This is a genomic window from Rhizobium sp. PRIMUS64, assembly GCF_023006465.1.
In the GTDB taxonomy this organism is placed as follows: Bacteria; Pseudomonadota; Alphaproteobacteria; order Rhizobiales; family Rhizobiaceae; genus Rhizobium; species Rhizobium leguminosarum.
Map to the genome: position 1 here is coordinate 41,970 of NZ_JALBGX010000026.1, position 23,861 is coordinate 65,830.

Below are 23,861 nucleotides of genomic sequence, written 5' to 3' on the forward strand. Positions count from 1 at the left end.
TGGGCCAGTGAGCGAAGAGCTCAGCCGGCCTTCTCAATGGCATGGACATTGATCTCCACCGCACGGCCGGCCTTCCAGCCGTTGATCGCCGCTCCGAGCCCGAGCGCAACGAAGAGGGCCGCGCACCAGGAAAAGCTTCCGGTCCAGCCGCGGATGAGGCCGACGATGAGCGGGCCGATGGCGGCAAGCAGGTAACCGACGCATTGCGCCATGCCGGAAAGATGGGCGGCGACATCGGGATCGCGTGAGCGCAGCACGATCGTCGTCATGGCCGCCGCGATCAGCCCACCCTGGCCGATGCCCTGCAGCACCGCCCATAGCCAGACCGTCGAAAGTGGCGCGAAGAGCAGGCCGAGCAGGGCGATGACGGCGACGCCGCAGAGGCTCGCATTGATCAGCCGCTGGTCGCGGCCGCGCACGGCGATATGCGGAACGATCAGGCAGGATGCCGCCTGTACCATCACCGACAGGGAAACGATCGCCCCTGATGTGACGCCGTCGAGCCCGCGTTCGCGTAAGATCGGAACCAGCCAGCCGAAGACGCAATAGGCAAGTGCCGATTGCAGCCCCATGAACAGCGTGACTTGCCAGGCGAGCCGGTCGCGCCAGAGGCCTTTGACGTGGAAGCCATTTCGTCTTGCCTGTCTGCCGCTGCGAAGAACCTCGGGCAGCCAGAGCAGGCTGACGATCAGGGCGGGCAGCGCCCAGATGGCGAGCGCGCCCGCGAGAGAGCCGCCCAATCCATGCTCGATCGGCAGCGTCAGCCCGGCGGCACTTGCCGCCCCGGCGCAGAGCGCCATCGTGTAGAAGCCGGTCATCAGCGCGGGGCGCCCGGCGAAATCGCGCTTCACCAGCCCGGGCAGCAGCACGTTGCCGACAGCAATACAGGCGCCCGCAAGGGCGGTGCCGATGAAGAGCAGTGGCACGGAGGAAAGTCCGCGCAAACCCGTGCCGAGTGCGAGAAGCAGTAGAACGCCGAGCAGCGTGCGCTCCGTCCCGAGGCGCTGGGCAAGACGAGGCGCAAGCGGCGAGAAGGCACCAAGGCAGACGACCGGTAGCGTCGTCAGTAGGCTGGCGCCCAGCGCGCTGACACCGAGCTCCGAGCGGATCTCCGGCAGAAGCGCCGAGGCGCTCGAGAAGACCGGGCGCAGGTTGAAGGCGATCAGCACCAGGCTCGCGCCGAGCAGGAAACGCCCGGCAGCTCCCCGCACTGGCGTTGCCTGCGGCGGCGGAAGGCTGCCGGCCTCGGCGTCGATCAGCAATTCGTCGGCGGGGTCGAGCGCGCTGGCGGCATGGCTGGACGGCGTGTTCATGACAGGATCATCCGGTCGAGGGCGGCAAGAACGGGCGCCATGAAACGGCGCACCGCCGCATCCGCCTTGTCGGGATCGCCGGTTTCGATGGCGTCGACGATATCGGCATGCGCCTGCATGTCCGGTTCGGGAATGTCCTTGCCGAGCGTCGCCGCGATGGTATCGGCAATCGAGGCCGAGAAGAAATCGTAGATCTCGATCATCGCCCGGTTGCCGGAAGCGGCGATGACAGCCTTGTGGAAGGCGAGGTCGCGTTCGATGAAGGCGGCCTGGTTGCCGCCGTCGTAATTGCCACGTTCGGCAAGCAGCCTGCGAAGCCCGGCAACCGTCTTCGGCGTCTTGCGGATCGCCGTCAGCCGGGCTGCCTCGACGTCGAGCGCCAAGCGCGCCTCGAACTGGTCACGCAGGCTGGCGCGCCGGGCCATCGTCAACGGCCGGCCGGCATCGGTCGTCGAGCGGACATAGGTTCCCGAACCCTGCCTTGTTTCGAGATAACCCTGGGAGACGAGAACGCGCACCGCCTCGCGCACGGTGCCGCGGCTGACGGAAAGCATGGCCGACAGCGAGGCTTCATTCGGCAATTTCTCGCCGACCGCCCAGCGTTTGCCGAGAATGTCGCCGCGGATCGCCTCGATCGCCTCATCCGCGAGATTGGTTTTGCTAAGCGCTCGCATCTCACTACTCATAAAGTCATCTGATGACTTTATGAGTAGTGAGATTTCGATCTTTCGTCAACGCCTGACATCAAGACGATAAAGACATCAAGACAATAAAAAAGGGCCGCCTCGGCGACCCTTTCCATGAGTTTGGCCTCAAACTGGCCTGGACTGTCTATGCAGCCCTAGGAAGGCGGGGATTAGAGCGAGGGCTGCCTCGCCTTCGTCACCTCTTCCATGCCCGTTACGAGGTCCGAAATCTCATTAGACATTGGATCACCTTCCTTTCGTTCTGTTGCTGATGGCTTAAAGTTAGGCTGATTCTTCTGAGATGCAAGCAGAAATGCACGCATGCGCTGCTTTGAGAGAACCGCGGGTGTTCACAAAAGAACACGGCTTTTCGCCGAATGTGAAGGTGCCAGACGTCACGAAACCGTCATGTTGCGCTTGCAAACCGGCAACGCGTTAAGCTGTTATTAGCCGTGACATCAGACAATTTAGAGCATTCCCGCCGATACGGCGGCGGGTTCCGGAGCAAGAAAGCCATGTGTCGCTGGGCAGCCTATCGCGGAGACCCTCTCTATCTTGAGGAACTGGTATCCTCGCCTGCGCACTCGCTGATCGAGCAGTCCCATTGCGCCACCCGCGCCAAGACGGCGACGAATGGTGATGGCTTCGGTATCGCCTGGTATGGCGACAGGCCCGAGCCCGGGCGCTACCGCGATATCCTGCCGGCCTGGTCGGATTGCAATCTGAAGAGCCTGGCACGGCAGATCCGTTCGCCGCTCTTCCTCGCCCATGTCCGGGCTGCTACAGGCGGCGGCACGCGCCGCGACAACTGCCACCCCTTCACCCATGGCACCTGGTCCTTCATGCACAATGGCCAGATCTCCGGTTTCGAGCGCCTGCGCCGGCCGATGGAGGCGATGCTCGACGACGAGCTGTTCAATGCCCGCGGCGGCACGACCGATTCCGAACTGATGTTCCTGCTGGCGCTGCAATTCGGCCTGCGCGAGGCGCCGATCGCGGCGATGGCTCACATGATCGGTGTCGTCGAGGACCTGGCCGACAGCGTCATCGGCTCGATCCTGCTGCGCTTTACCGCTGCCTTCTCCGATGGCAACATGCTCTATGCTGTTCGCTATGCGACCGACCGCAAGGCGCCGACGCTCTATGCCTCGCCTGTGGGTGCGGGCTATTGCCTCGTGTCCGAGCCGCTGAACGACGATGGCGATGCCTGGGCGGAAATTCCGGATGGCAGCGCCGTCACCGTCGGTAAAGACGGCATCGACGTCGCCGACTTCCGGCCGGAGAAGCGGAGTGCCTCAAAGCCGCAGCGCGTGGCCATTCCTGCCTAAAACGCTCGGCGTCAGCCGAGCCGCTGGCGATTAGCTCAGTTGTTTGGCGATCAGCGCCGCGAGTCGTTCGGCAACCTCTTCCTTCGTCAGGTCAGGCCATTGCTCGACGCCGTCGCGGCGAACGAGTTTGACGCGGTTGCGGCTGCCGCCCATGATGCCGGTCGCAGGAGAAACGTCATTCGCGACGATCATATCGGCGCCTTTCCTCTCGAGTTTCGCCTTCGCATTGCTTTCGACGTCCTGCGTCTCGGCGGCAAAGCCGATCACCAGCTTCGGCCGCATCGTATGATGGCCGACGGTTTTCAGGATGTCCGGGTTCTCGGTCAGCGCCAGCGTCGGGATGGATTCGCCGGGATGTTTCTTCAGCTTCTGGTCGGCCGCCGAGGCGACGCGCCAGTCCGCCACCGCTGCGACCATCACGGCGATGTCGGCCGGCAGCGCCGCAAGCACGGCATCACGCATTTCTTCAGCCCGCTCGACATGCACGACTGTCACGCCGACGGGGTCGGCGATTGCCACCGGCCCCGATACGAGCGTCACCTCCGCTCCGAGCTTTGCAAGGGCTGCGGCGATCGCATGCCCCTGCCGGCCGGAGGAGCGGTTGGCGATATAGCGCACCGGATCGATCGGCTCATGCGTCGGTCCTGACGTGACGATTGCCTTGCGTCCCTTGAGCGGCTTTTCTCCGTCGTCGAGCATGGTTTCGGCAGCAGCGACGATCTCCAGCGGTTCCGCCATCCGGCCGAGCCCTGCCTCCCGGCTTTCCGCCATCTCGCCGGCCATCGGCCCGACGAAGCGGATGCCGTCGGCTCTGAGCATCGCGGCATTCCGCCGCGTCGCCGGATGCGCCCACATGGCGGGGTTCATCGCCGGTGCGGCAAGCACCGGCCTATTGGTCGCCAGAAGCACCGTCGAGGCGAGATCGTCGGCAAGCCCGTTCGCCATCTTCGCCATCAGGTCGGCGGTCGCAGGGGCGATCAGCACGAGGTCGCAGTCGCGCGCCAGCCGGATATGACCGATATCCTGTTCGTCCTGTCGCGAAAACAGATCGAGGTAGACATGGTCCGCCGCCAATGCACCGACGGCAAGCGGCGTGACGAATTCCTGGGCGCCTTTGGTCATCACAGGGCGCACGCTCGCGCCGCGCTCGCGCAGCCGGCGGATCAGATCCAGGCTCTTATAGGCCGCGATGCCGCCGGAGATGATGAGGAGGATGCGTTTGCCGCTGAGAGCCATGGCCTTCTACCCGTTGCCTTTTCTGACCGCCCTCGACCCTAAGCCTTTGGCGGAGAACATGCAATCGCGAGGGCGACAGGCATCGGAGCTGGTCCGGAAGCCGCCGCATGACGATCGGGATCGCCATGCCGAGGCGGGCAAGCTGCGGCGGCAGCCAGTCTCCGCCGCACTCGTCGGTCAGAGGTTGCTCATCCCGCCGTCGATGATGAGTTCGCTGCCGACGATGTAGGCCGCCTCATCGGAGGCGAGGAAAACGATCGTCTTGGCGACTTCGCCGGGGGTTCCGAAACGGCCGACGGGAATCTGGGCCTGGATCTGCGCAGTCATCGCCTCGGATTGGGCTTGTGAAGCGCCGAGCTTGCTGTAGAGCGGCGTGGAGATCGGACCGGGGCTGACGGCGTTGACGCGGATGCCGCGGCCGATGAGCTCGCCCGACAATGTCTTGGCAAGCGTCAGCAGCGCGCCCTTCGTCAGCGAATAGACGCTGGAATTCGGCATGCCGATATGGGCGTTGATCGAGGTGTTGAGCACGATCGCGGCCTGAGTCGAAAAAATCGGCAGCAGCGCCTGAATCAGGAAGAACGGGCCCTTGACGTTGATATCAACCGACTTGTCGAAGGCGGCTTCGCTCCACTGTTCCAGCGGCCCGAAATCGGCGACCCCGGCGTTGACGAAGAGGATGTCGAGCGTGCCGAAAGCCTCTCTCACGCTATCGGCGACGGCCTTCTGGCCGACCGCATTGCCGGCATCGGCCTGGATGACGGTGGCTTTGCCGCCGAATTCGGCGCGGGCCGCCTCGACGCTTGCCGCGCTGCTGCCGGTAACGACGACGCGGGCGCCCTCAGCGATGAACTGGCGGGCGGTCTCGAGGCCGATGCCGCTGGTGCCGCCGGTGATGAGGGCTGTCTTGTTCTGCAGGCGTGACATGATGAAGTTCCTTTGACCGAATGTTGGGGCGTGGCCCGTTCTTGTTCAATGCGAGAATGCTCTGAAAAAGGCGGCGCGATAAGCCGGCGCGTTGAAGGATCATCAACCCGCAGCGGATAACCGCGCCGCGCCGCCTCAGGTGCGGGTGATCGAAGCGCCGCCGTCGACCAGCGACGCCGTACCGGTGACGAAGCTTGCATCGTCGGAGGCGAGGTAGAGGACCGAGCGGGCAAGTTCTTCGGGTGTTGCGACACGCTTCAGCGCATGCAGATTGGTGACGAAGGCCTGCTTCTCAGGCGTATCGTTCATGTCCCGATACATGTCGGTATCGACCGCACCCGGCAGGATGGCATTGACGCGCACGCCCTGCTGGCCGAATTCGGCGGCAAGCGCCTGTGTCAGGCCGATCAGGCCGGATTTGCTGGCGGCATAGGCGGCAACCCCCGGGAAGGCGAAGCTGTAGCCGACGAAGGTCGAGGTGAAGATCACCGAGCCGCCGCCATTTTCCACCATCGCCCCGATCTGGTGCTTGGCGGCGAGGAAGGAGGCCGTCAGATTGATCGCCAGCGCCTCGCTGAAGCCCGCTTCGGAAACGGCGGTGCTCGGACCGGCTTCGCCGAGCGTGCCGGCATTGTTGAAGGCGATGTCGAGCTTGCCGTAATTTCTCACGGCGGCCGCGACCAGCGCCTTGTGATAATCTTCCGAGCGCACGTCGCCGGCAATGGCGATGGCATCGCCGGCCTCTGCCTTGACCTCCGCAACGAGGCTGTCGAGTTCGCCTTGACGGCGGGCGCCGACGACGACCTTGGCGCCTTCGGCGGCGAAGAGCTTTGCCGTGGCCCGGCCGATGCCGGAGCTTGCGCCGGTGATGATCGCGACCTTGTTGTTCAAGCGGTTCATGGTTCCATCTCCTGTGTTGAGGCGAGGCGGCCCCTGCCGTCCGTTCCGTTGAATGGAAGATGGCATTTTCCTTTCGTTCGGATTAGTCTCCAGATCGGGGAATTCGAATTCGGAAAGACCGAACGATGATCAGGATAGAAGGCATTGCGGCTTTTGTCGCCGTGGTCGAGGCAGGCTCGGTCAGCGAGGCGGCCCGGCGTCTTCGGCTGTCCAAATCCGTCGTCAGCGAAAGGTTGGCCGAGCTGGAGAAATCGCTCGGCGGCATCCTGCTGCACCGAACGACCCGCAAGCTCACTTTGACCGAGGATGGCACGGTCTTCCTGGAGCGGGCCGCGCGCATCGTGCGCGAGATCGAGGAAGCTGCGGCAGATATGGCGGAGCGGCGCGGAACGCTGTCAGGCCCGATCCGCATCGCCGCTCCCGTCACCTTCGGCCGCATGCATCTCGGCCCGGCGCTCTATCCCTTTCTCGCCAAACATCCCGAGATCGAACTGACCCTCGATATCGATGATCGGCGGGTGGATGCCGCTTCGGACGGCTATGACGCCATTATCCGCAATGGTCCGATCGCCGATAGCCGGCTGGTCGCCTGGAAGCTCACGCGAAGCCGCCGTCTTCTCTGTGCCTCACCGGATTATCTCGCCCGCCAGGGAATTCCGTCGTCGCTGGCTGATCTCAACGACCATCGCGGCATCTTCTACACCAATCGCGGCGTTGCCGACTGGCGCTTCCAGACGCCGGAGGGTGCGATCGTCGTCCGTGCGAAACTGGCGCTCGGCATCAACAATGGCGACATGCTCCGCGACGCGGCGATTGCCGGCCTCGGCATTGCGCTGCTGCCCGCCTTCATCGCCGGCCCGGCCATCCGCGAGGGCCGGCTTGCCGAAATCGATGTCGGTCACAAGCCGGAGGCCGAATTCATCTATATGGCGCATCCCGAGGGCCGAAACCCCTCCGCCAAGCTCCGTGCCATCGCCGATCACCTGAAGAAGAGCTTCGGCGATCCTCCCTATTGGGATCCGGCGGGCTAGAGCATGTCGCGCAAAAGTGTGCAGCGGTTTTGCGACAACGACATGCGCAAAAACAAAGACCTAAAGCGCGAAGAGCGAATCTGAAAGATCGCGACGCGCTTTAGCTCAGCAGGCTCATCAGGTTCTCGGTGACCGGCGAGCGGTGTGTTTTCAGGATTGCCAGCGCCAGGCGCGCCACGGCCGGCGGCCCCTCGATCGGCCGGTAGGCCACACCTTCGAGCTTGATCTGCGAAATCGAGGCCGGCACGATCGAGACGCCGAGATCGGCCGCCACCAGATTGACGACCGAGGAAATCTGCGGCGCCTCCTGCGCCACGGTCAGCTCGAATCCCGCCTTGCGGCAGGCGAGCACGACATCGTCGTAGAGGCTCAAGCCCACGAGCCGGGGAAAGAGGATGAAGGGTTCGTCCGCCAGCATTGCAAGCGGCAGGCTACGATGTCTTGCCAGAGGATGGCTGGCGGGCAGGGCAATCACCATCGGCTCGTCCGGCAGCCGCCGCAGCCGGATGCCGGCCGGATCGTCCAGGCTGGGGCGCATGAAGGTGGCGTCGAGCTCGCCGCGTTCCAGCTTCTGCATCAGCGCCAGCGTATTCATTTCCGTCAACGACAGCCGAACCTCCGGCCAGCGCGCGCGAAACCGGCGGATCGTCGTGCTGACCACGGGGTTGAAGGCGGAGGATGCAGTGAAGCCGAGCGACAGCCGGCCGGTCTCGCCGCGATTGGCGCTTTGCGCCGCAAGCTTCGCCTTCTCAGCTGCCACCAGCGACGCCTTTGCCTCGCCAAGGAAGGCCGCGCCCGCTGCCGTCAATTCGGCGCCGTGCGGCACACGGTGAAACAGCGCCGCACCCACTTCCCTCTCCAGGTCGCGGATCTGCTGGCTGAGCGGCGGCTGCCCGATGCCAAGCTTGCCGGCGGCACGGGTGAAATTGCCTTCTTCCGCCACCGCCAGAAAATACCTGAGATGCCGCAGCTCCATCACTATCTCCAAAACCTATCGGAATCGACGGTCTCATATATTGGACAAATGGAGGCGCTTTGACTAGATCGGAGGCTGGAAGGATGAAGATATGCCGCCGTCAGTGCATGCAGTGAAGACCTCCGAGACAGCTGCGACCCCAGGGCAGAAGCACTACCTGACCCGTGGCGCCGGCGCCTATCGCCGCGCCAGCCTGGCACTCTTCCTTTCCGGCTTCTCCACCTTCTCGCTGCTCTATTGCGTCCAGCCGCTGCTGCCGATCTTCTCGCAGGAATTCGCTGTCAGCCCGGCCGAAAGCTCGCTGTCCCTTTCGCTCTCCACCGGTTTCCTGGCGGTCGCCATCGTCTGCGCCGCCGCCGTCTCGGAAGGTCTCGGCCGCCGCAGCCTGATGTCGATATCGCTGGTCGGGGCGGCATTGCTGACCATTGCCACCGCCTTTGCCCCGAACTGGCATCTGCTGCTCGTCATCCGCGCGCTTCAGGGCCTTGTTCTCGGTGGTGTGCCGGCCGTTGCCATGGCCTATCTCGCCGAGGAAATCGATCCGCGCGGCCTTGGCGCCACCATGGGCCTCTATGTCGGCGGCACGGCCTTCGGCGGCATGTCCGGCCGTGTGCTCACCGGCATCTTCGCCGAATATCTCACCTGGCGTCCGGCGCTCTTCATCATCGGCACCATCGGCCTTGCCGCCGCGCTCGGCTTCATCGCCCTCTTGCCACCGTCACGCAATTTCGTCCGCCGGCCGGGCTTCGACCCACGCTTTCATGCAAAGGCCTGGCTCGGCCATCTCCGCAATCCGGCGCTGCCCTTCATCTTCGCCATCGCCTTCCTGGCGATGGGCTCCTTTGTGACGATCTACAATTATGCCGGCTTCCGCCTGGTGGCGCCGCCCTACGGCCTCAACCAGACCGAACTCGGCCTGATCTTCACCGTCTACCTCTTCGGCATCGGCGCCTTCCTCGATCGGCGGCCTGTTGGGAGACCGGATCGGGCACTTTTCCGTGCTTCTCTTCGGTCTGGCACTCACCGCCGCCGGCAGCGCGCTGACGCTCTTTGCCTCGCTCCCGGCGATTATCCTCGGTATCATCGTGCTCACGACCGGCTTCTTTATCAGCCATTCGATCGCCAGCGGCCTTGTCGGCAAGCTGGCACATGGCACCAAAGGGCACGCCTCGTCGCTCTATATGCTCGCCTATTATGTCGGCTCCAGCCTCATGGGTTCGGCGGGCGGCTGGTTCTTCGCGGTTGAAGGCTGGGCCGCCGTCGTTATCTTCACGCTTGCCATGCTGGCGCTGGCCTTTGTCTCCGCCTGTCTTGCGCAGCACCTCGCGAGGAGAAAAGCATGATCCGCATAGACCGGCTCGACCATCTCGTGCTGACCGTCGCCGATATCGCGATCAGCTGCGACTTCTATTCCCGCATCCTCGGCATGTCGGTCGAAACCTTTGCTGAAGGCCGTAAAGCACTGAAATTCGGCGGGCAGAAGATTAATCTGCACCATGCCGGCCACGAATTCGATCCCAAGGCAAGGCAACCCACACCCGGCTCCGGCGACCTCTGCTTCATCGCCGAGACTCAGCTTGCCGATGTCATCGCCCATCTGGAGGCCTTAGGCGTTGCCATCGAAGAGGGTCCGGTCGAGCGCACCGGCGCGACCGGGCGTTTGCGCTCGGTCTATTTCAGGGACCCCGACGGCAACCTCCTCGAGGTCTCCAATCTGATTGCCTGACGTCGGCCTCCCGCACATCAACCGAGCCGGATATAGGGCACGTCCTTCTTCGCCACCTCATCCAGCGCCTCCTCGTAACCGGCATCGGCGTAACGCATGACGCCAAGCGCCGTATCGTTGGTCAGCGCATGGTCGAGCCGTTCGTCGGCGGCATCCGTGCCGTCGGCGACCACGGTGACGCCGCAGCTCGTCATGTAGCCGGCATAGCCGCCGCCGCCGGAATGGATGACGACCAGATCGGCCATCGACGAGCAGAGCATCATCGCATCGATCAGCGGCCAGTCGGCGATCGCGTCGGAGCCGTCCTTCATCCCCTCGGTCATGATATTCGGATGCGCCATGGCGCCGGCGTCGAGATGGTCGCGGGAGAAGGCGACCGGGCCTTTGAGTTCGCCGCTCGCAACCAGCGCGTTGACGCGCCTTGCGAGTGCGGTGCGTTCGCCGTGGCCAAGCCAGGCGATGCGGGCCGGCAGCCCCTCGAAGGGCACATGCTCGCGCGCCAGCCGGATCCAGTTGGTGATGATCTTGTTATCGGGAAACATCTCGAGCAGCAGATCGTCAATGCGAGCGATATCGCTCTCCTCGCCTGACAGAGCCATCCAGCGGAACGGGCCGATCGCCCGGGCAAAGAGCGGCCTGAGATAGGCTTCGGTGAAGATCGGAATGTCGAAGGCATTGGCGACACCGCCCTCGCGGGCCTGCGTGCGGATTAGATTGCCGTTGTCGAAGACTTCCGAGCCACGCTTCTGGAATTCCAGCATCGCCGTCACATGCTCGACGATCGAGGCCCGGCTTGCCGCCATCAATTGTCCCTGGCCGTCGTCGCGCAGGCCCTTGACCTGATCGAGGCTCATGCCCTTCGGCACGTAACCGTAGACGAGGTCATGCGCCGAGGTTTGGTCGGTGACGATGTCAGGCACGATGCCGCGGCGGGCGATTTCGGGATAGACCTCCGCCGCATTGCCGACGAGGCCGACTGACAGCGCCCGCTTGTCCTTCACCGCCGCATCGATCATCTGAAGGGCGCTATCGAGATCGGGGGCGATTTCCTGGAGATAACCGATCTGCTGGCGCTTGCGGGCCCGCTCCGGATCGATGTCGATGCAGAGGATTGCAGCCCCTGCCATGCGGCCGGCGAGAGGTTGCGCCCCGCCCATGCCGCCGAGGCCGGCCGTCAGCACGAACCGGCCGAGGAGATCGCCGCCGAAGCGCCGCTCGGCAATGCGCATGAAGATCTCGTAGGTGCCCTGGATGACGCCCTGGCTGCCGATATATTGCCAGGCGCCGGCCGTCAGCCCGCCCCAGCAGATCAACCCCTTGCGCTGCAGCTCGTAGAACACTTCGGCCTTTGCCCATTGCCCGACGATATTGCAGTTCGCCATGATGACCAGCGGCGCCTTGGCATGCGTTCGAACGAGGCCGATCGGCTTGCCGGACTGGATGAGCAGCGTCTGGTCCTCGTCCATCTCGGTCAGCGCCTTGACGATGCCCCTATGCGCCGCCCAGTTGCGGGCCGCCTTGCCGAGCGCGGCATAGACGATCAGATTGTCGGGATCCTCGCCGACGGAGAGCACGTTTTCGAGCAGCCGCAGCAGCGCCTCCTGCCGCCAGCCCTTGGCCCGCAGTTCCGGCCCGCCGGGAATCGGAAATTTCGGATGACGTGGATTGGCCTTCGGCATCGTGGGTTCCTCGTTTTGCTCTGCCTTCGTTCGTTATTTCCTGGGCAGCGATTCCACATAGGCGAGTGCCGCATCGAGCAAACGCCGTCTCAGGGTATCGTCGCCGTAAACTTCGGCACCGCCTCGCACCCAGCCATGCATCACACGCTCGCCCGACAGCATCTGGATCACGCCTGGCAGTGCCAGCGCCCAGTCGTCATTGCCCTTGCCGAGACGAATCAGCATGCCGTCATGGCGTGCGCAGCAGAGAAGATTGCCGTTCAGCATGAAGGCCCAGCCGCCGAACATCGATTTTTCGGCAAGACCCGGCCGATCGCCGAGTTCCTCACGCATCAGTTCTTCGAGACCGGGATCGCGCGCCATGGCTCAGGCCTTTGTCGCCAGTGCGTAGCGTGCGATCTCGATCCCCATCGCCTTTTCGACGACGGGATAGACGGTCCGATCGAGCACGCTTGCCGACAGCGGAATGATATCCATCGGTACATGCAGGATGAACACCCGCATGCCCTCCTTGAGCTGGCCTACGCTGAGCGGCTCGCCCTCTGGTGAAAGCGTGGTGATGACGGCGGGAAAGGTGGCAAGCCGCCCGCCATCCGCGTCGTCCACCGCCATATATTCGTTCATCACATGCAGCGTCACCGACTTTTCGCCCGCGCCGACGGTGATCGTGCCGATGTCGAAGGCTTCCTTGGTGTAGACGACGTCCTTGCGGGTAATGACGCCCTCGGCAAGGATATGTCCGCCCGTCGTCTTGCAGATCGCGTCGATGACATCAGATCCGCCTTTCTTCTCCGCAGCGATGATCGCCTCACCGAGCGAAAGCGCCATCGAGATGCCGCCGAGCGCCGCATGGCTGCGGACATAGGAGGCTCTGAGCGGATTGCGGCAACTGGCGATGAAGCCGCCGGATTGATCGGCGGCAGCGCGCAGCACCGGCGAGATCTTCGCCGTCGCGCCCTTCACCACCAACTCGATATAACGGTTTTCGGCCCGATTGCCGCCGACAGCGGTCTGGATCATCTGCTCGGGCGAGCCGGCCATGCCGATCGAGCCCATGTCGCCTGTGGGATGTGCGCGGATATCCCCGACCGCGTCGACCACCTTGGTGCCGAGGACTGCCGACGGCAGCCAGCCGTTCAGCGTCGAGGATTTGCCGTTCTGGCCGATGATCAGCCCGGAAAGCTTTTCACCCAGTGCCTCCTGCAGCAATTGCACCGCCTTCACATAGTCGATGCCCTGCATTTCCCAGGGGGTGGTGGAAGCCGGCGCGCCGATCGCAGCCGCAGTCGCAATCCAGTCCTCGTCCTTCAACTCGTCGATCGAGACCAGCTCGGGCTTGCCGACATTGACGGCGGCATAACCGAGCATCCGCCCGTGATCGGCCCAGCCGCCGCCACCGGCGGCATAGACGGAGCCACCCTTGACGGCAGCTTCCACGTCCTTCTCAACGAGTATGCGTCCCATCGGTCCTCTCCTGATTCAAATCCTTGTCCATCTCGCGCACCGCCTCGAAAAGTACGGCGGCGCCGAGCGCGATATCGTCATTTTCAGCCCATTCGTCGGCCGAATGGCTGCGGCCTTCCCGGCAGGGCACGAAGATCATCGCCGCCGGTGCCACCTTGGCGATCCAGGCCGTGTCGTGCCCCGCGCCGGAGGCCATGCGCCGATGTTTTGCACCGACACGTTCGCAAGCGGCCTCCAAGGTCGACAGCAGCCCGGAATCAGCAGGCGTCGGCAGATTGTCGGAAACCCGGTTCGGGGTCTTGATCGTCACGCTGTAGGCCCCCGCCAGCTTTTCGACATGGCCGTCGAGCCAGCGGCAGAATGCCTCCATGTCGGCACGGATTTCGGCACGGCCATCGATCAGCAGCACTACTTTCGACGGCACGACATTGGCGGCATTCGGCTCGATCCGGAATTCGCCGACCGTCGCTGCAAAATGGCCCGGCGTTTTCGCAAGCTCGGCGGCGGCGTTGCGGATGTCGAGCACCAGCTGCGACGCCGCCACCAGCGCATCCGCCCGCCGGTCCATCGGCGTCGTGCCGGCATGGTCGGCCCGCCCTTCGACGGTGATCTCGATGCGGGTGATGCCTGATATCGCGGTGACGATGCCGACATCCTCCTTTTCGGCTTCGAGCACCGGGCCTTGTTCGATATGAAGTTCCAGAAAGCCTGCTATATCGGGTCTCTTCTGCTGCATCAGCACGTCAGGTCGGCCACCGACCTGCGCGATACCCTCGGCTAGGTCGCGCCCGTCGCTGACGCGCGAAAGCCAGGCCTCCGGCAATTGGCCGGTCATGCCGCGGCTGCCGATGCAGGACACGCCGAAGATACTGACCTCCTCGGCAAGGAAATCGACGATTTCGAGATCGTGATCGAGCTCGATATTCTGGTCGCGCAGCGCGCGCACCACCTCCAGCGCCGCAATTACCCCGGCAATGCCGTCAAAGCGGCCGCCGTCCGGCACCGTGTCAGAATGCGAACCGACCATGATCGTGCCGAGCCATGGTTTCCGGCCAGTCCGTCGGCCGATCAGATTGCCGGCGGCATCGACCCGCGTTTCCAGTCCCGCCGCCTTCATCCGCGCGTCGATATAGGCCCGGCCTTCGAGGAAGAGCGGCGAGAAGGCCCGCCGCGTCCAGGGATGCCCCGGCTCGGTCATCCCGGCCAGGGCCTCGATATCTCCAGCGATCCGGCCGGCATTGACGGGAAGATTGCGGCTCATGCTTCGGCTCCCGCAATGACCTGGCGCGGCAGCGGCCGCACGAAGCGCCCGGTGCCGGGCTCAGCCAGCACCTTGGCGCCCTCGGCAATCTTTTCGCCGCGCAGATAGGTGGCGGAAACGGTCCAGGGCAGGCGGATGCCGTTATAGGGGCTCCAGCCGACGACGTTGTTGCCGCTCGCGGCGGCATCATAGACGCTGTCGCGCGGCTCCAGCACGACGATATCGGCATCCTTGCCCGGCGTCAGCGCGCCCTTGATATGGTCGAGCCGGAAATGCTTCGCCGGGTTCTCCGCCATCAGCCTGGCTGCCCATGTCAGCGGAATGCCGCGTTCGATGGCCCCTTTGACGAAAAGCGGCACCATCACCTCGAGGCCGGGAACGCCGGAGGCGTTGGCGAGCATGTCGGGATTGGTCTTGCGGTTTTCCGACCAGCTGACGTGATCGGTCGAGACCAGCCAGACATCACCCTCGGCCACCTTCCGCCAGAGGCTCTCCACCTCGGCGCGCGGCCGCACCGGCGGATTGATCTTCGCCTTGCCACCGAGGCGCTTCACGTCGTTTTCCTCGTCGAGCGTCAGATAATGGATGCAGCATTCGACCGTCGCCGCAAAGCCGTCGCGGCGATAGGCGCGCGCGATATCATAGCCGCGCCCGAGCGAGCAGTGCACCACATGCGCCGGGCAGCCCGTGTCGGCACCGGTCTCGAAGATCGTGTGCATCGCCAGCAGCTCGGTGATCGGCGGTCGCGACAGGCCGTGCGCCCGCCAGTCGGTGATGCCGCTCGCCTTCACCTGCTCCATATAGGTGCACACCGCCTCGTCGTCCTCATTGTGCACGCCGGCTGTCAGCCCCGTCGGAGCGATCGCCGCGAAGCAGGCGTCGAGCAGTGCCGGCGGAATGCGCGGAAAGCGCTTGGGGTCGGTGCCGAAGGTCGAGAATTTGAAGGCTGCAACGCCTGCCTCCACCATCTCGCGGATCCGCGCCGGGCCTTCTTCCGGATCGACGGTGCCGTAAAGCGCGAAATCGACGCGCGCCTGCGGCCCGGCATGGTCGACTTTCCGCTTCACCGCCGCTGCCGAACAGACGAGATTGCCCTCGTCATAGGGCATGTCGACGATTGTAGTCACGCCGCCTGCCGCCGCCGAGCGCGTCGACCAGATGAAATCCTCCTGGTCCTTCTGGGAAAGCGAATGTACCTGCGCATCGATCGCGCCGGGCAGGATCAGCGCTTTTCCGAGCAGATGCCGTTCGCGGCCCGCAGGCGGCACGCCGAGGCCGACCTCGGCGATCTTGCCGTCGCGCACGGCGACATAGCCCTCTTCGACAATGCGGTCCGGCAGCACCACCGTGCCCTGCAGAACGAGATCGAAGTCCATTTTGCTTCCTCCCTGCAGCGCTGCGCGTCTTTCTAGCCGCGCAAAGGACGCTGTAACACTTTGAATTGCTGCATAATTCCTTAAGTCGATCTCGATTTAAGGGATTATGTAGCAAGCTGGAAATCAGACTGCTGCCGGCTCGTCATGGGTTAGCCGTTCCTCGATGTGCTCCAACGAGCCGAGGGCGAAGAAATCGTCGAAGGAGGCGATCGGAACCTGCTCAGTCAGCTTCGTGACGAAATCGTCCGAACCAAGTTCCTCCTCGATCGCCTCCACTTCAGCCGAAAGCGGCCGGTCGACCGTATAGAAATCCGCATGTTTGCGCACGACCGCGTAGAGCATGGCGGCGACGCCCTTCGGTTCATCGCCGAGAATGTCGATCGCCTGGGCCGAGAGCAGCGCCTCAAGGGCTGCGAGGCGCTTCAGCGCCCGCATCTGCCGGTCGAAGCGCTCGATGACGAGCGGCAGGAAGGCCGCCTCGTCCTCCAGCCCGGCCGCAACCACCAGCGACTGGGCCGACACGGGATTGGACATTGACAGCACGCGCGAGAAGATCTCGCCGGCAAGTTTGATAATCGGCCCGAAACCGGTGGCAATCCGCCCCGGCGGCACGAGATTGACCGGCAGGTCGCGCCGCTGGCCGTTGCCGAGAATGACGCAGCGGTTGAAGGCGTTGCGCGCCGCATGCGCCATGCAAAGCGCTGCCGATTCGAGCAGGATCGTCACATCGAGCGGAAGAGAGCCGCCCGACGTCATCACCCGGCCCTCAACCACGACGGGATTGTCGTCCGAACGCCCGGTGGCGGCAAGGATCTTATGGCCGGTCGATAAAAGGTTTTCGATCACCGCGCCGAACACCTGGGCGATCATGCGCAGGCTCAGCGGATCCTGCACATGCGTTGCGACGGGCCAGTTCCATTCGTCGGAGGCATTGCAGAGCCAGGCACCGATCAGCGCTTCGCGCGCAGTTCCGACATGCCGGACCGCCTTCCAGGGATCGCGGGAAGCACCGAGCGCACCGGCCGCCATCATCGCCGTTGCCAGCAGGACGCGGATCGAGGCCGCGGCGTTGCGCGTCGTTTCCGCCGCCGAGGCAAAGCTTACCGCATTGATGCTGAGCGAGGCGAGGCTGTCGCGCGGCGCCATCCGCATCGGTTCCAGCCCGGCCGCCTGGAAAGCCTCGGCCGCCTGCATCCGGTTGCCGCGATAGATCGCTTCGCCGACGCCGGTCAGCACCGCTCCGATCTGTCCCATCAGGCCGATATCCGCACAGCCGATCGAGCCGGTGCGGCGCACGACCGGGATGAGATCGGCCTCGAGCATCCTGATATAGGCCTGGATCAGCTCCGGCGTGCAGCCGACCTGGCCGGTCAGCGCCGTGTTGATACGGATCGCCATGGCATTGCGGACGATATTGCAGGAAAAGGGGGTGCCGGTGCCGAAATGATGGGCGCGCACCAGGCCGAGATTGAAGGTGTCGAGTTCGTCGGCCGACCACTCCACATCTTTCATGGCGCCGACGCCTGTCGTCGAGCCGTAGACGGGCATGCCGGAGGCAATCGCATCCTCGACGACCTCGCGGGCGATCGCGATGCGGGCCATGCCTGTCGCCGAAGCCGAAATCTTAGCCTTGCCCGCACCAATCGTCACCATCTCGGCAAAACCGAGCGGTTGTCCGGAAAGTTCGATGCCAAGGCGTTCGTGCTTCATGTGCCTATCTCCCAGAACAGGATGATTTTAGGCCGGATCGGCCGAAAATCTGAATCCTGTTCTAAACTAAAGAGTCAGAGCATGATGTCGCCCGAAAACCGCTCACACTTTTCGGCATCATGCTCGGAACGTGAGACTAAGCGAGCCCTCTGTCACATGGGATATCCCAAATGCCGAACACAGCATGTTTTTGGCAGGCGGTCAGCTCAGCATCCAGGCAATATAGACAAGCGTCAATGCGATGATCCAAAGCGCGATCCTGGCCGAGCGGTTGTGCCGCGCTTCGGCCTTGGCGATCGCATCCGCCGTCTCAGCATCGAAGCGCAACCCGTGCTCGCTCATATGCAGGAGCTGATGGTGGAATTTTTCGGTCTTCGCTGCGATTTCGGGCACGGCTTCGGCGAGCTTTACCGCCGCCTTCAGCCCGTCCTTAAGATCGGTGGCGATCCGCTTCGGCCCGAGATTGGTGCGGATCCAGTCGCCAACGACAGGCTCGGAGGCCTTCCACATGTTGAAGCGCGGATTGAGCATGCGCGATACGCCCTCGACCACGACCATGGTCTTCTGCAGCATCACCAGCTCCGGCCGCGTCGCCATGTCGAAGAGTTCGGTCACTTCGAACAGCAGCGTCAGCAGCTTGCCCATCGAGATCGTCTCGGCCGGCTGTCCATGGATCGGCTCGCCGATCGCCCGGATCGCCTGGGCGAAGCTTTCGACATTGTGATGTCCGGGCACATAGCCGGCCTCGAAATGCACCTCGGCGACGCGGATATAGTCGCGGGTGATGAAGCCATAGAGGATTTCGGCGAGGAACCGCCGCTCCTTCTTGCCCAGCCGCCCGACGATGCCCATGTCGACGGCGACGATCATGCCGTCAGCATCGACGAAGAGATTGCCTGGATGCATGTCGGCATGGAAGAAGCCGTCGCGCAGCGTGTGGCGCAGGAACGACTGGATCAGCGTATCGGCAAGCAGGTTGAGATCGTGGCCCGCCGCGCGCAGGCCCTCGACGTCGGACATCCTTGTGCCGTCGATCCACTCCATGGTGATGACGTCGCGCCCGGTGCGCTCCCAGTCGACCTTCGGCACGCGGAAGCCGGGATCCTTTTCGGTGTTCTCGGCGATCTCGGAAAGGGCAGCCGCCTCCAGGCGAAGATCCATCTCCACCTTCGTCGTCTGCTCCAGCGTCTTCGTCACCTCGACCGGCCGCAGTCGCCGGCTGGACGCCAGGAAACGCTCCTGCATATGGGCAACGAGATACATCGCCTCGATGTCATGGGCAAAGCGCTGGCGCACGCCGGGCCGCACGATCTTGACGGCAACCTTCTTCCGGCCCTCGGCACTATCGACCTCGGCCGGATGCACCTGCGCGATCGAGGCGGCGGCGATCGGATCGCCAAAGCTCGCATAGAGCTCGCCGATCGGCCGTCCGAGCGAGCCTTCGATATTGGCCTTGGCCGCTGCCGAGGGAAAGAAGGCCATCCGGTCCTGAAGCTGCGACAGGTCGTTGGCGAATTCGACGCCGACGACATCCGGCCGCGTCGCCAGGAACTGCCCGATCTTCACATAGGAGGGACCAAGCCGCTCGACGGCCTGGGCCAACCGGTCGCTGCGCTTCTGATGCCGCGCCTTGCTTCGCTCGAAAATCGTGACGAAGGACTTGGCGAGCGCGACCGGCGGCGGCAGCCCTTCGGAAGGAAGGGCTGACACGACACCCTCACGCACGAGCACCCAGCCGACGCGCCAAAGGCGGAAATATGCGCCGAAAGTACTCATCTTCTGTTTGATTCTCGCGCGACGCTATTCGAAAACCGCTCTACATTTTTCGGCGTCATGCGTCAGAGCTTCCAGCCGGAATGGAGTGCGGCGATGCCGCCGGTATAATTGGTGTAGGTGACGCGCGAAAAGCCGGCCTGGCGGATCATTGCCGCGAAATTCTCCTGGTTCGGGAATTTTCGGATCGATTCCACCAGATATTGGTAGGGTTCGGCATCGCCGGTAATCGCCTTGCCGAATTGCGGAATGGCATTGAACGACCAGGCGTCGTAGATCTTGTCGAGAAGCGGCATATCGACTTCGGAAAATTCCAGCACCAGCAGCCGTCCGCCGCGCTTCAACACGCGATAGGCCTCCGACAGCGCTACGTCGATCCTCGGCACGTTGCGGATGCCGAAGGCGATCGTATAGGCATCGAAGCTGCCTGCCTCGAACGGCAGTTCCTCGGCATTCGCCTCGACGAAGGTGAGATTGCCGGAAAGCTTCTTCTTTTCCGCGCGCTCGGCCCCGACACCAAGCATCGAGCCGTTGATATCGAGCACCGTGGCATGCGCCTGTCTGCCCGAGGCCTCGACGATGCGGAAGGCGATATCACCCGTGCCGCCGGCGACGTCGAGCACCTTGTAGCCCGGCTCCTTGCGCGGGTTCAGCGCCGAGATCATCGCATCCTTCCAGGCGCGGTGCATGCCCATCGACATGACGTCATTCATGATGTCGTAGCGCTTGGCAACCTTGTGGAACACCTGGTTGACCATGCTTTGCTTCTCGCCATTAGGCACCTCGCGGAAGCCGTAGGAGGTCTCCATGCCGCCATCGGCGGAAGTGCGGCTTTCTGACATCAGACTGCTCCGTTCCTGAAGATTCGGGCGCGGCGGCCATAGCGAAAGACCGCGCGCGACGTTATCTATGGGCCGCGTTCTCCACGGCACACTGGCGCTATAGCGCACATCGTCGTCGGTTGAAACACGTTAGATATAGATGGGTTAAGATGCCGGAATTGCCAGAAGTCGAAACGGTGAAACGCGGCCTGACGCCGGCGATGGAGGGCACCCGCATCACCAAGCTGGAGCTGCGGCGCGGCGATTTGCGCTTCCCCTTTCCCGACGCTTTCGCGGACAGGGTTTCGGGCCGCACCATCGTCAGCCTTGGCCGCCGCGCCAAATATCTGCTGGTCGATCTCGACGACGGCAACACGCTGATCTCCCACCTCGGCATGTCCGGTTCCTTCCGGATCGAGGAGGGCCGCATCGAGGAGGCTGCTGCCTCCGCCGCGCCGGGCGAATTCCACCATGCCCGCTCGAAGGACGAGAAACACGATCACGTCGTCTTCCATCTGGAGGGCGCAAGCGGCCCGCGCCGGGTCGTCTACAACGATCCGCGCCGTTTCGGCTTCATGGATATGGTGGGGCGTGCCGATCTCGCCGCCCATCCGTTCTTCCGCGATCTCGGCCCGGAGCCGACAGGAAACGAGCTTGGCGCCGGCTATCTGGCCGAACGCTTCCGCGACAAGGCGCAGCCGCTGAAAAGCGCGCTGCTTGACCAGAAGAACATTGCCGGTCTCGGCAATATATATGTCTGCGAGGCGCTGTGGCGCGCGCATCTTTCGCCGATCCGCGCCGCCGGCACGCTGGTGACGGCAGGGGGCCGGCCGAAGGCGCAGCTCGACCTGCTCGTCGCCTCGATCCGCGACGTCATCGCCGACGCGATCGCCGCCGGCGGATCGTCGCTGCGTGACCATATCCAGACCGACGGATCGCTCGGCTATTTCCAGCATTCCTTCTCCGTCTATGATCGCGAAAGTCAGGCTTGCCGCACGCCCGGCTGCGGCGGTACGGTCGCCCGCATCGTCCAGGCGGGTCGCTCCACCTTCTATTGCGCCACCTGCCAGAAGTAAGCCTGCCAGAAGCTAAGAGTGAGAAACCGGGAGAACAGCATGGCCTATGAGACCCTGATCGTCGAAACCCGAGGCAATGTTGGCCTCGTCACGCTGAACCGCCCGCAGGCGCTGAACGCGCTGAACTCCACCGTCCTGAAGGAACTGAAAGAGGCCTATGCCGCCTTCCACGCCGACGAGACGGTTGGAGCGATCGTGTTGACCGGTTCCGAGCGTGCCTTTGCCGCCGGCGCCGATATCAAGGAGATGCAGCCGCTTGAGTTCGCCGATATCTATAAGAGTGATTTCATCAGCGGCTGGGATGAGGTCGCAAAGGCACGCAAGCCGGTGATCGCTGCCGTCAGCGGTTTTGCGCTCGGCGGCGGCTGCGAGCTCGCCATGATGTGCGATTTCATCATCGCCTCGGAGACGGCGAAGTTCGGCCAGCCTGAAATCACACTGGGCGTCATTCCCGGCATGGGCGGCTCGCAGCGGCTGACGCGCGCCGTCGGCAAGGCGAAGGCGATGGATCTCATCCTGACCGGCCGCATGATGGATGCGGCCGAGGCGGAACGTTCGGGACTCGTTTCGCGTGTGGTGGCACCCGAACGTCTGCTCGACGAGGCTTTTGCCGCGGCCGAAAAGATCGCTTCGCTTTCGCGTCCCTCGGTGATGATGGCCAAGGAGGCTGTCAACCGCGCATTCGAGACGACGCTGGAGGAGGGCTTGCGTTTCGAGCGCCGCCTGTTTCACAGCCTCTTTGCCACGGACGACCAGAAAGAAGGCATGGCGGCCTTCGTCGAGAAGCGCAAACCGGCTTTTACGCACCGTTGAATGCTTTTAGGCGCTTGCCGGTGGTAAAGCTTGAAAATCCGCGTTGACGTGGGCCGGCTTTAGAGTTATATGCCCGCCCACGGTTCGGAAAGCCGGTTTGGTTTTCCGCGATTGCTCCCGCATTGCTGGATTTTGTGGCCGCAAGGCCCGCGGTAATGGCGGAGTTTGTTCGAATTCTTGAGAGAGGCATCCATGGCCAATACAACTTCGGCGAAAAAAGCGACCCGCAAGATCGCCCGCCGTACCGACGTCAATAAGGCTCGTCGCTCGCGCGTTCGTACTTTCGTTCGCCAGGTCGAAGAGGCCATCGCATCCGGTGACGCCGCCAAGGCGAAGGAAGCTTTCCTGGCTGCTCAGCCCGAGCTTGCCCGCGCCGCCAGCAAGGGCGTGCTGCATGCCAACACGGCATCGCGCAAGGTCTCGCGTCTGGCCGCTCGTGTGAAGGCTCTTTCGGTCACCACGACCGCGTAATCTTCCATTAAGGTCTTCTTCTTTATGATTAGCCCGGTAATTTTACCGGGCTTTTTCGATTCCACCGATCAGCCCCTGCATGGTTAATCTGACGACTGTTTCGTGTCAGCGCCATGACAGGAAAAATTGTTTAAAAACAATGGCTTGCGCAAGGATGCTTTGACGCCGCGCGACTCTGCCCCACGCTTTCGGGACCACAGGCGAGTCAAGAGGATTTTATTTTTTTTTCTTTCAATGCGTGTCAAAATAGCCCGAACGGGGAATCTCTTTGATTCAACTGCGATTCTTTTTTGACGCTGGTGTGACGCCCGAAAAGGGCAGGCGGAGTCAATGCCCGCTTCTTAATTTTGCGTAAAATTCATCGTTGATATTGCCTTTTGATCCTGCCTAAATGGCTTTCAACAAAGGGCGCGGACATCACCTGCAGAGGCTCGGTCTTAACTGCCACGTCGGCAGGGCGATAAGTTTGTGCCGTTTGTTACGGAGCATTGCGCTTCCGTTTTTTCAAGCACTCGACGGATTTGAGCCGTAACGTGGCTGTTACGGAGCGGGGATGTTTTGTGCCTTCAGTGGCCACACGTTTAAGGCGAGGCCATCGGAGAAGGTAAAGTAATATTGCGTTCGGGCTGGTCGGCCGAAAACGAGGTTCGACCGTCAGCCTGGCACGGAAAGCCGATGAAGGTTGCCGCATGAGCGCGGCACCTGCAACGGAGTTCTGCGCCGGTTCCTTCGGGGGCAGTGTTTGAGTGAACCGGCAGGCGAGCGGCTCATGAGGATCCGTCAGCCCGCCAAAGCGGGGAATGATCGGGCGGCCGTTTTAGCGGATGCCGCCCGGTGGAATTGAAAGGCGGCATTATGCAGATGAATACGATGACGACGAGCGGGCTCGACAATGCGGATGCGGCACCGCAGGCGTTCGGCTCAATTCGCCTGGAAGCGGCGGAAGTAAAGGCGGATATGAAGCAGAACGTATTGTTTGAGCGCGTCAGTGCGCGCTTGAAGGCTCAGGTCGGTCAGGATGTTTACGCCAGCTGGTTCGCCCGGCTGAAGCTGCATTCGGTATCGAAGAGCGTCGTTCGCCTTTCGGTCCCCACGACCTTCCTGAAGTCGTGGATCAACAATCGTTATCTCGATCTCATCACCGGTCTGTTCCAGGCCGAAGATCCGGAAATTCTGAAAATCGAAGTCCTGGTGCGTACGGCGACGCGCCATGGCATGAAGCCACTCGACGAAGCGGCGGTGCCGGAACCAGCCGCCCCCACGCAGATGCGCCGCCCGACAAGCGCCCAGCCGG

Annotated in this window: 21 protein-coding genes and 1 pseudogene; 8 read left to right on the top strand and 14 right to left on the bottom strand. The window is 63.3% G+C overall.

The genetic code is table 11. The features are described 5' to 3' along the window. Positions 1 to 20: 20 nt before the first annotated feature. Together MOV76_RS13405 and MOV76_RS13410 are read right to left on the bottom strand one after the other, a co-directional pair. Positions 21 to 1,313 (bottom strand): MFS transporter, encoded by a 1,293-nt coding sequence (locus MOV76_RS13405; RefSeq protein ID WP_247264698.1) that lies wholly within the window; start codon positions 1,311 to 1,313, stop codon positions 21 to 23. Continuing rightward, the gene (locus MOV76_RS13410) at positions 1,310 to 1,987 is read right to left on the bottom strand and encodes a FadR/GntR family transcriptional regulator (RefSeq protein ID WP_131702148.1); all 678 of its coding nucleotides are present in this window, start codon (positions 1,985 to 1,987) and stop codon (positions 1,310 to 1,312) included. Before MOV76_RS13410 ends, MOV76_RS13405 begins: the two co-directional genes overlap by 4 nt. 527 nt (positions 1,988 to 2,514) lie before the next feature. Here MOV76_RS13410 and MOV76_RS13415 point away from each other — a divergent pair. Next, the gene (locus tag MOV76_RS13415; RefSeq protein WP_131631052.1) at positions 2,515 to 3,327 is read left to right on the top strand and encodes a class II glutamine amidotransferase; all 813 of its coding nucleotides are present in this window, start codon (positions 2,515 to 2,517) and stop codon (positions 3,325 to 3,327) included. 30 nt (positions 3,328 to 3,357) lie between these two features. Here the strand turns inward: MOV76_RS13415 and coaBC are convergent, their stop codons facing one another. From coaBC to MOV76_RS13430, 3 genes are all read right to left on the bottom strand, one after another. Further along, positions 3,358 to 4,563 (bottom strand): bifunctional phosphopantothenoylcysteine decarboxylase/phosphopantothenate--cysteine ligase CoaBC, encoded by a 1,206-nt coding sequence (gene coaBC / locus MOV76_RS13420; RefSeq protein WP_247264699.1) that lies wholly within the window; start codon positions 4,561 to 4,563, stop codon positions 3,358 to 3,360. A gap of 177 nt (positions 4,564 to 4,740) precedes the next feature. Next, a complete protein-coding gene (locus tag MOV76_RS13425; RefSeq protein ID WP_247264700.1) occupies positions 4,741 to 5,490 on the bottom strand; it encodes an SDR family oxidoreductase in 750 nt (249 codons plus the stop codon). A 135-nt stretch (positions 5,491 to 5,625) separates the two neighbouring features. Further along, positions 5,626 to 6,390 (bottom strand): SDR family oxidoreductase, encoded by a 765-nt coding sequence (locus MOV76_RS13430; protein WP_247264701.1) that lies wholly within the window; start codon positions 6,388 to 6,390, stop codon positions 5,626 to 5,628. Positions 6,391 to 6,515: 125 nt separating this feature from the next. Here MOV76_RS13430 and MOV76_RS13435 point away from each other — a divergent pair, with 125 nt between their 5' ends. Beyond that, positions 6,516 to 7,421, top strand: a complete 906-nt coding sequence (locus MOV76_RS13435) for a LysR family transcriptional regulator (protein ID WP_131631056.1) — start codon at positions 6,516 to 6,518, stop codon at positions 7,419 to 7,421. Between the two features lie 100 nt (positions 7,422 to 7,521). Here the strand turns inward: MOV76_RS13435 and MOV76_RS13440 are convergent, their stop codons facing one another. After that, positions 7,522 to 8,397 carry a LysR family transcriptional regulator gene (locus MOV76_RS13440; RefSeq protein WP_130718720.1) on the bottom strand — a complete coding sequence of 292 codons (876 nt, stop codon included), beginning with the start codon at positions 8,395 to 8,397 and terminating at the stop codon, positions 7,522 to 7,524. 91 nt (positions 8,398 to 8,488) lie between these two features. Between MOV76_RS13440 and MOV76_RS13445 the strand changes: the two are divergent. Beyond that, positions 8,489 to 9,740, top strand: a pseudogene (locus tag MOV76_RS13445) (MFS transporter). Beyond that, positions 9,737 to 10,123, top strand: a complete 387-nt coding sequence (locus tag MOV76_RS13450; protein ID WP_018244472.1) for a VOC family protein — start codon at positions 9,737 to 9,739, stop codon at positions 10,121 to 10,123. The pseudogene MOV76_RS13445 and the gene MOV76_RS13450 overlap by 4 nt, the downstream one beginning before the upstream one ends. A 17-nt stretch (positions 10,124 to 10,140) precedes the next feature. Here the strand turns inward: MOV76_RS13450 and MOV76_RS13455 are convergent, their stop codons facing one another. The 8 genes from MOV76_RS13455 to ubiE form a co-directional block, all read right to left on the bottom strand. Next, the gene (locus MOV76_RS13455) at positions 10,141 to 11,802 is read right to left on the bottom strand and encodes a urocanate hydratase (protein ID WP_247264702.1); all 1,662 of its coding nucleotides are present in this window, start codon (positions 11,800 to 11,802) and stop codon (positions 10,141 to 10,143) included. Positions 11,803 to 11,835: 33 nt separating this feature from the next. Then, positions 11,836 to 12,165: a TfoX/Sxy family protein gene (locus tag MOV76_RS13460; protein ID WP_247264703.1), complete on the bottom strand. Its 330-nt coding sequence runs from the start codon at positions 12,163 to 12,165 to the stop codon at positions 11,836 to 11,838. 3 nt (positions 12,166 to 12,168) lie between these two features. Further along, entirely contained in the window at positions 12,169 to 13,266 is a 1,098-nt protein-coding gene (locus MOV76_RS13465) for a DUF917 domain-containing protein (RefSeq protein ID WP_247264704.1), read from the bottom strand. Next, positions 13,247 to 14,527, bottom strand: coding sequence for a Zn-dependent hydrolase (locus MOV76_RS13470; RefSeq protein ID WP_247264705.1), 1,281 nt, complete (start codon positions 14,525 to 14,527; stop codon positions 13,247 to 13,249). Before MOV76_RS13470 ends, MOV76_RS13465 begins: the two co-directional genes overlap by 20 nt. Then, positions 14,524 to 15,903: a dihydroorotase family protein gene (locus MOV76_RS13475; RefSeq protein WP_247264706.1), complete on the bottom strand. Its 1,380-nt coding sequence runs from the start codon at positions 15,901 to 15,903 to the stop codon at positions 14,524 to 14,526. Before MOV76_RS13475 ends, MOV76_RS13470 begins: the two co-directional genes overlap by 4 nt. 123 nt (positions 15,904 to 16,026) lie before the next feature. Then, positions 16,027 to 17,613 carry an aromatic amino acid lyase gene (locus MOV76_RS13480; RefSeq protein WP_018447802.1) on the bottom strand — a complete coding sequence of 529 codons (1,587 nt, stop codon included), beginning with the start codon at positions 17,611 to 17,613 and terminating at the stop codon, positions 16,027 to 16,029. A gap of 201 nt (positions 17,614 to 17,814) precedes the next feature. Further along, positions 17,815 to 19,389: a 2-polyprenylphenol 6-hydroxylase gene (ubiB, locus tag MOV76_RS13485; protein WP_247264707.1), complete on the bottom strand. Its 1,575-nt coding sequence runs from the start codon at positions 19,387 to 19,389 to the stop codon at positions 17,815 to 17,817. A 62-nt stretch (positions 19,390 to 19,451) separates the two neighbouring features. Next, the gene (gene ubiE / locus MOV76_RS13490; protein WP_018244480.1) at positions 19,452 to 20,228 is read right to left on the bottom strand and encodes a bifunctional demethylmenaquinone methyltransferase/2-methoxy-6-polyprenyl-1,4-benzoquinol methylase UbiE; all 777 of its coding nucleotides are present in this window, start codon (positions 20,226 to 20,228) and stop codon (positions 19,452 to 19,454) included. Between the two features lie 149 nt (positions 20,229 to 20,377). Between ubiE and mutM the strand changes: the two genes are divergently transcribed. From mutM to MOV76_RS13510, 4 genes are all read left to right on the top strand, one after another. Next, positions 20,378 to 21,283: a bifunctional DNA-formamidopyrimidine glycosylase/DNA-(apurinic or apyrimidinic site) lyase gene (gene mutM / locus MOV76_RS13495; RefSeq protein WP_131605487.1), complete on the top strand. Its 906-nt coding sequence runs from the start codon at positions 20,378 to 20,380 to the stop codon at positions 21,281 to 21,283. A 39-nt stretch (positions 21,284 to 21,322) separates the two neighbouring features. Next, the gene (locus tag MOV76_RS13500) at positions 21,323 to 22,096 is read left to right on the top strand and encodes an enoyl-CoA hydratase (RefSeq protein WP_017966711.1); all 774 of its coding nucleotides are present in this window, start codon (positions 21,323 to 21,325) and stop codon (positions 22,094 to 22,096) included. A gap of 192 nt (positions 22,097 to 22,288) precedes the next feature. Then, positions 22,289 to 22,567 carry a 30S ribosomal protein S20 gene (rpsT, locus tag MOV76_RS13505; protein WP_003556028.1) on the top strand — a complete coding sequence of 93 codons (279 nt, stop codon included), beginning with the start codon at positions 22,289 to 22,291 and terminating at the stop codon, positions 22,565 to 22,567. A gap of 855 nt (positions 22,568 to 23,422) precedes the next feature. Then, the coding region (locus tag MOV76_RS13510; protein WP_309506194.1) for a DnaA N-terminal domain-containing protein at positions 23,423 to 23,861 on the top strand (439 nt) is incomplete at its 3' end.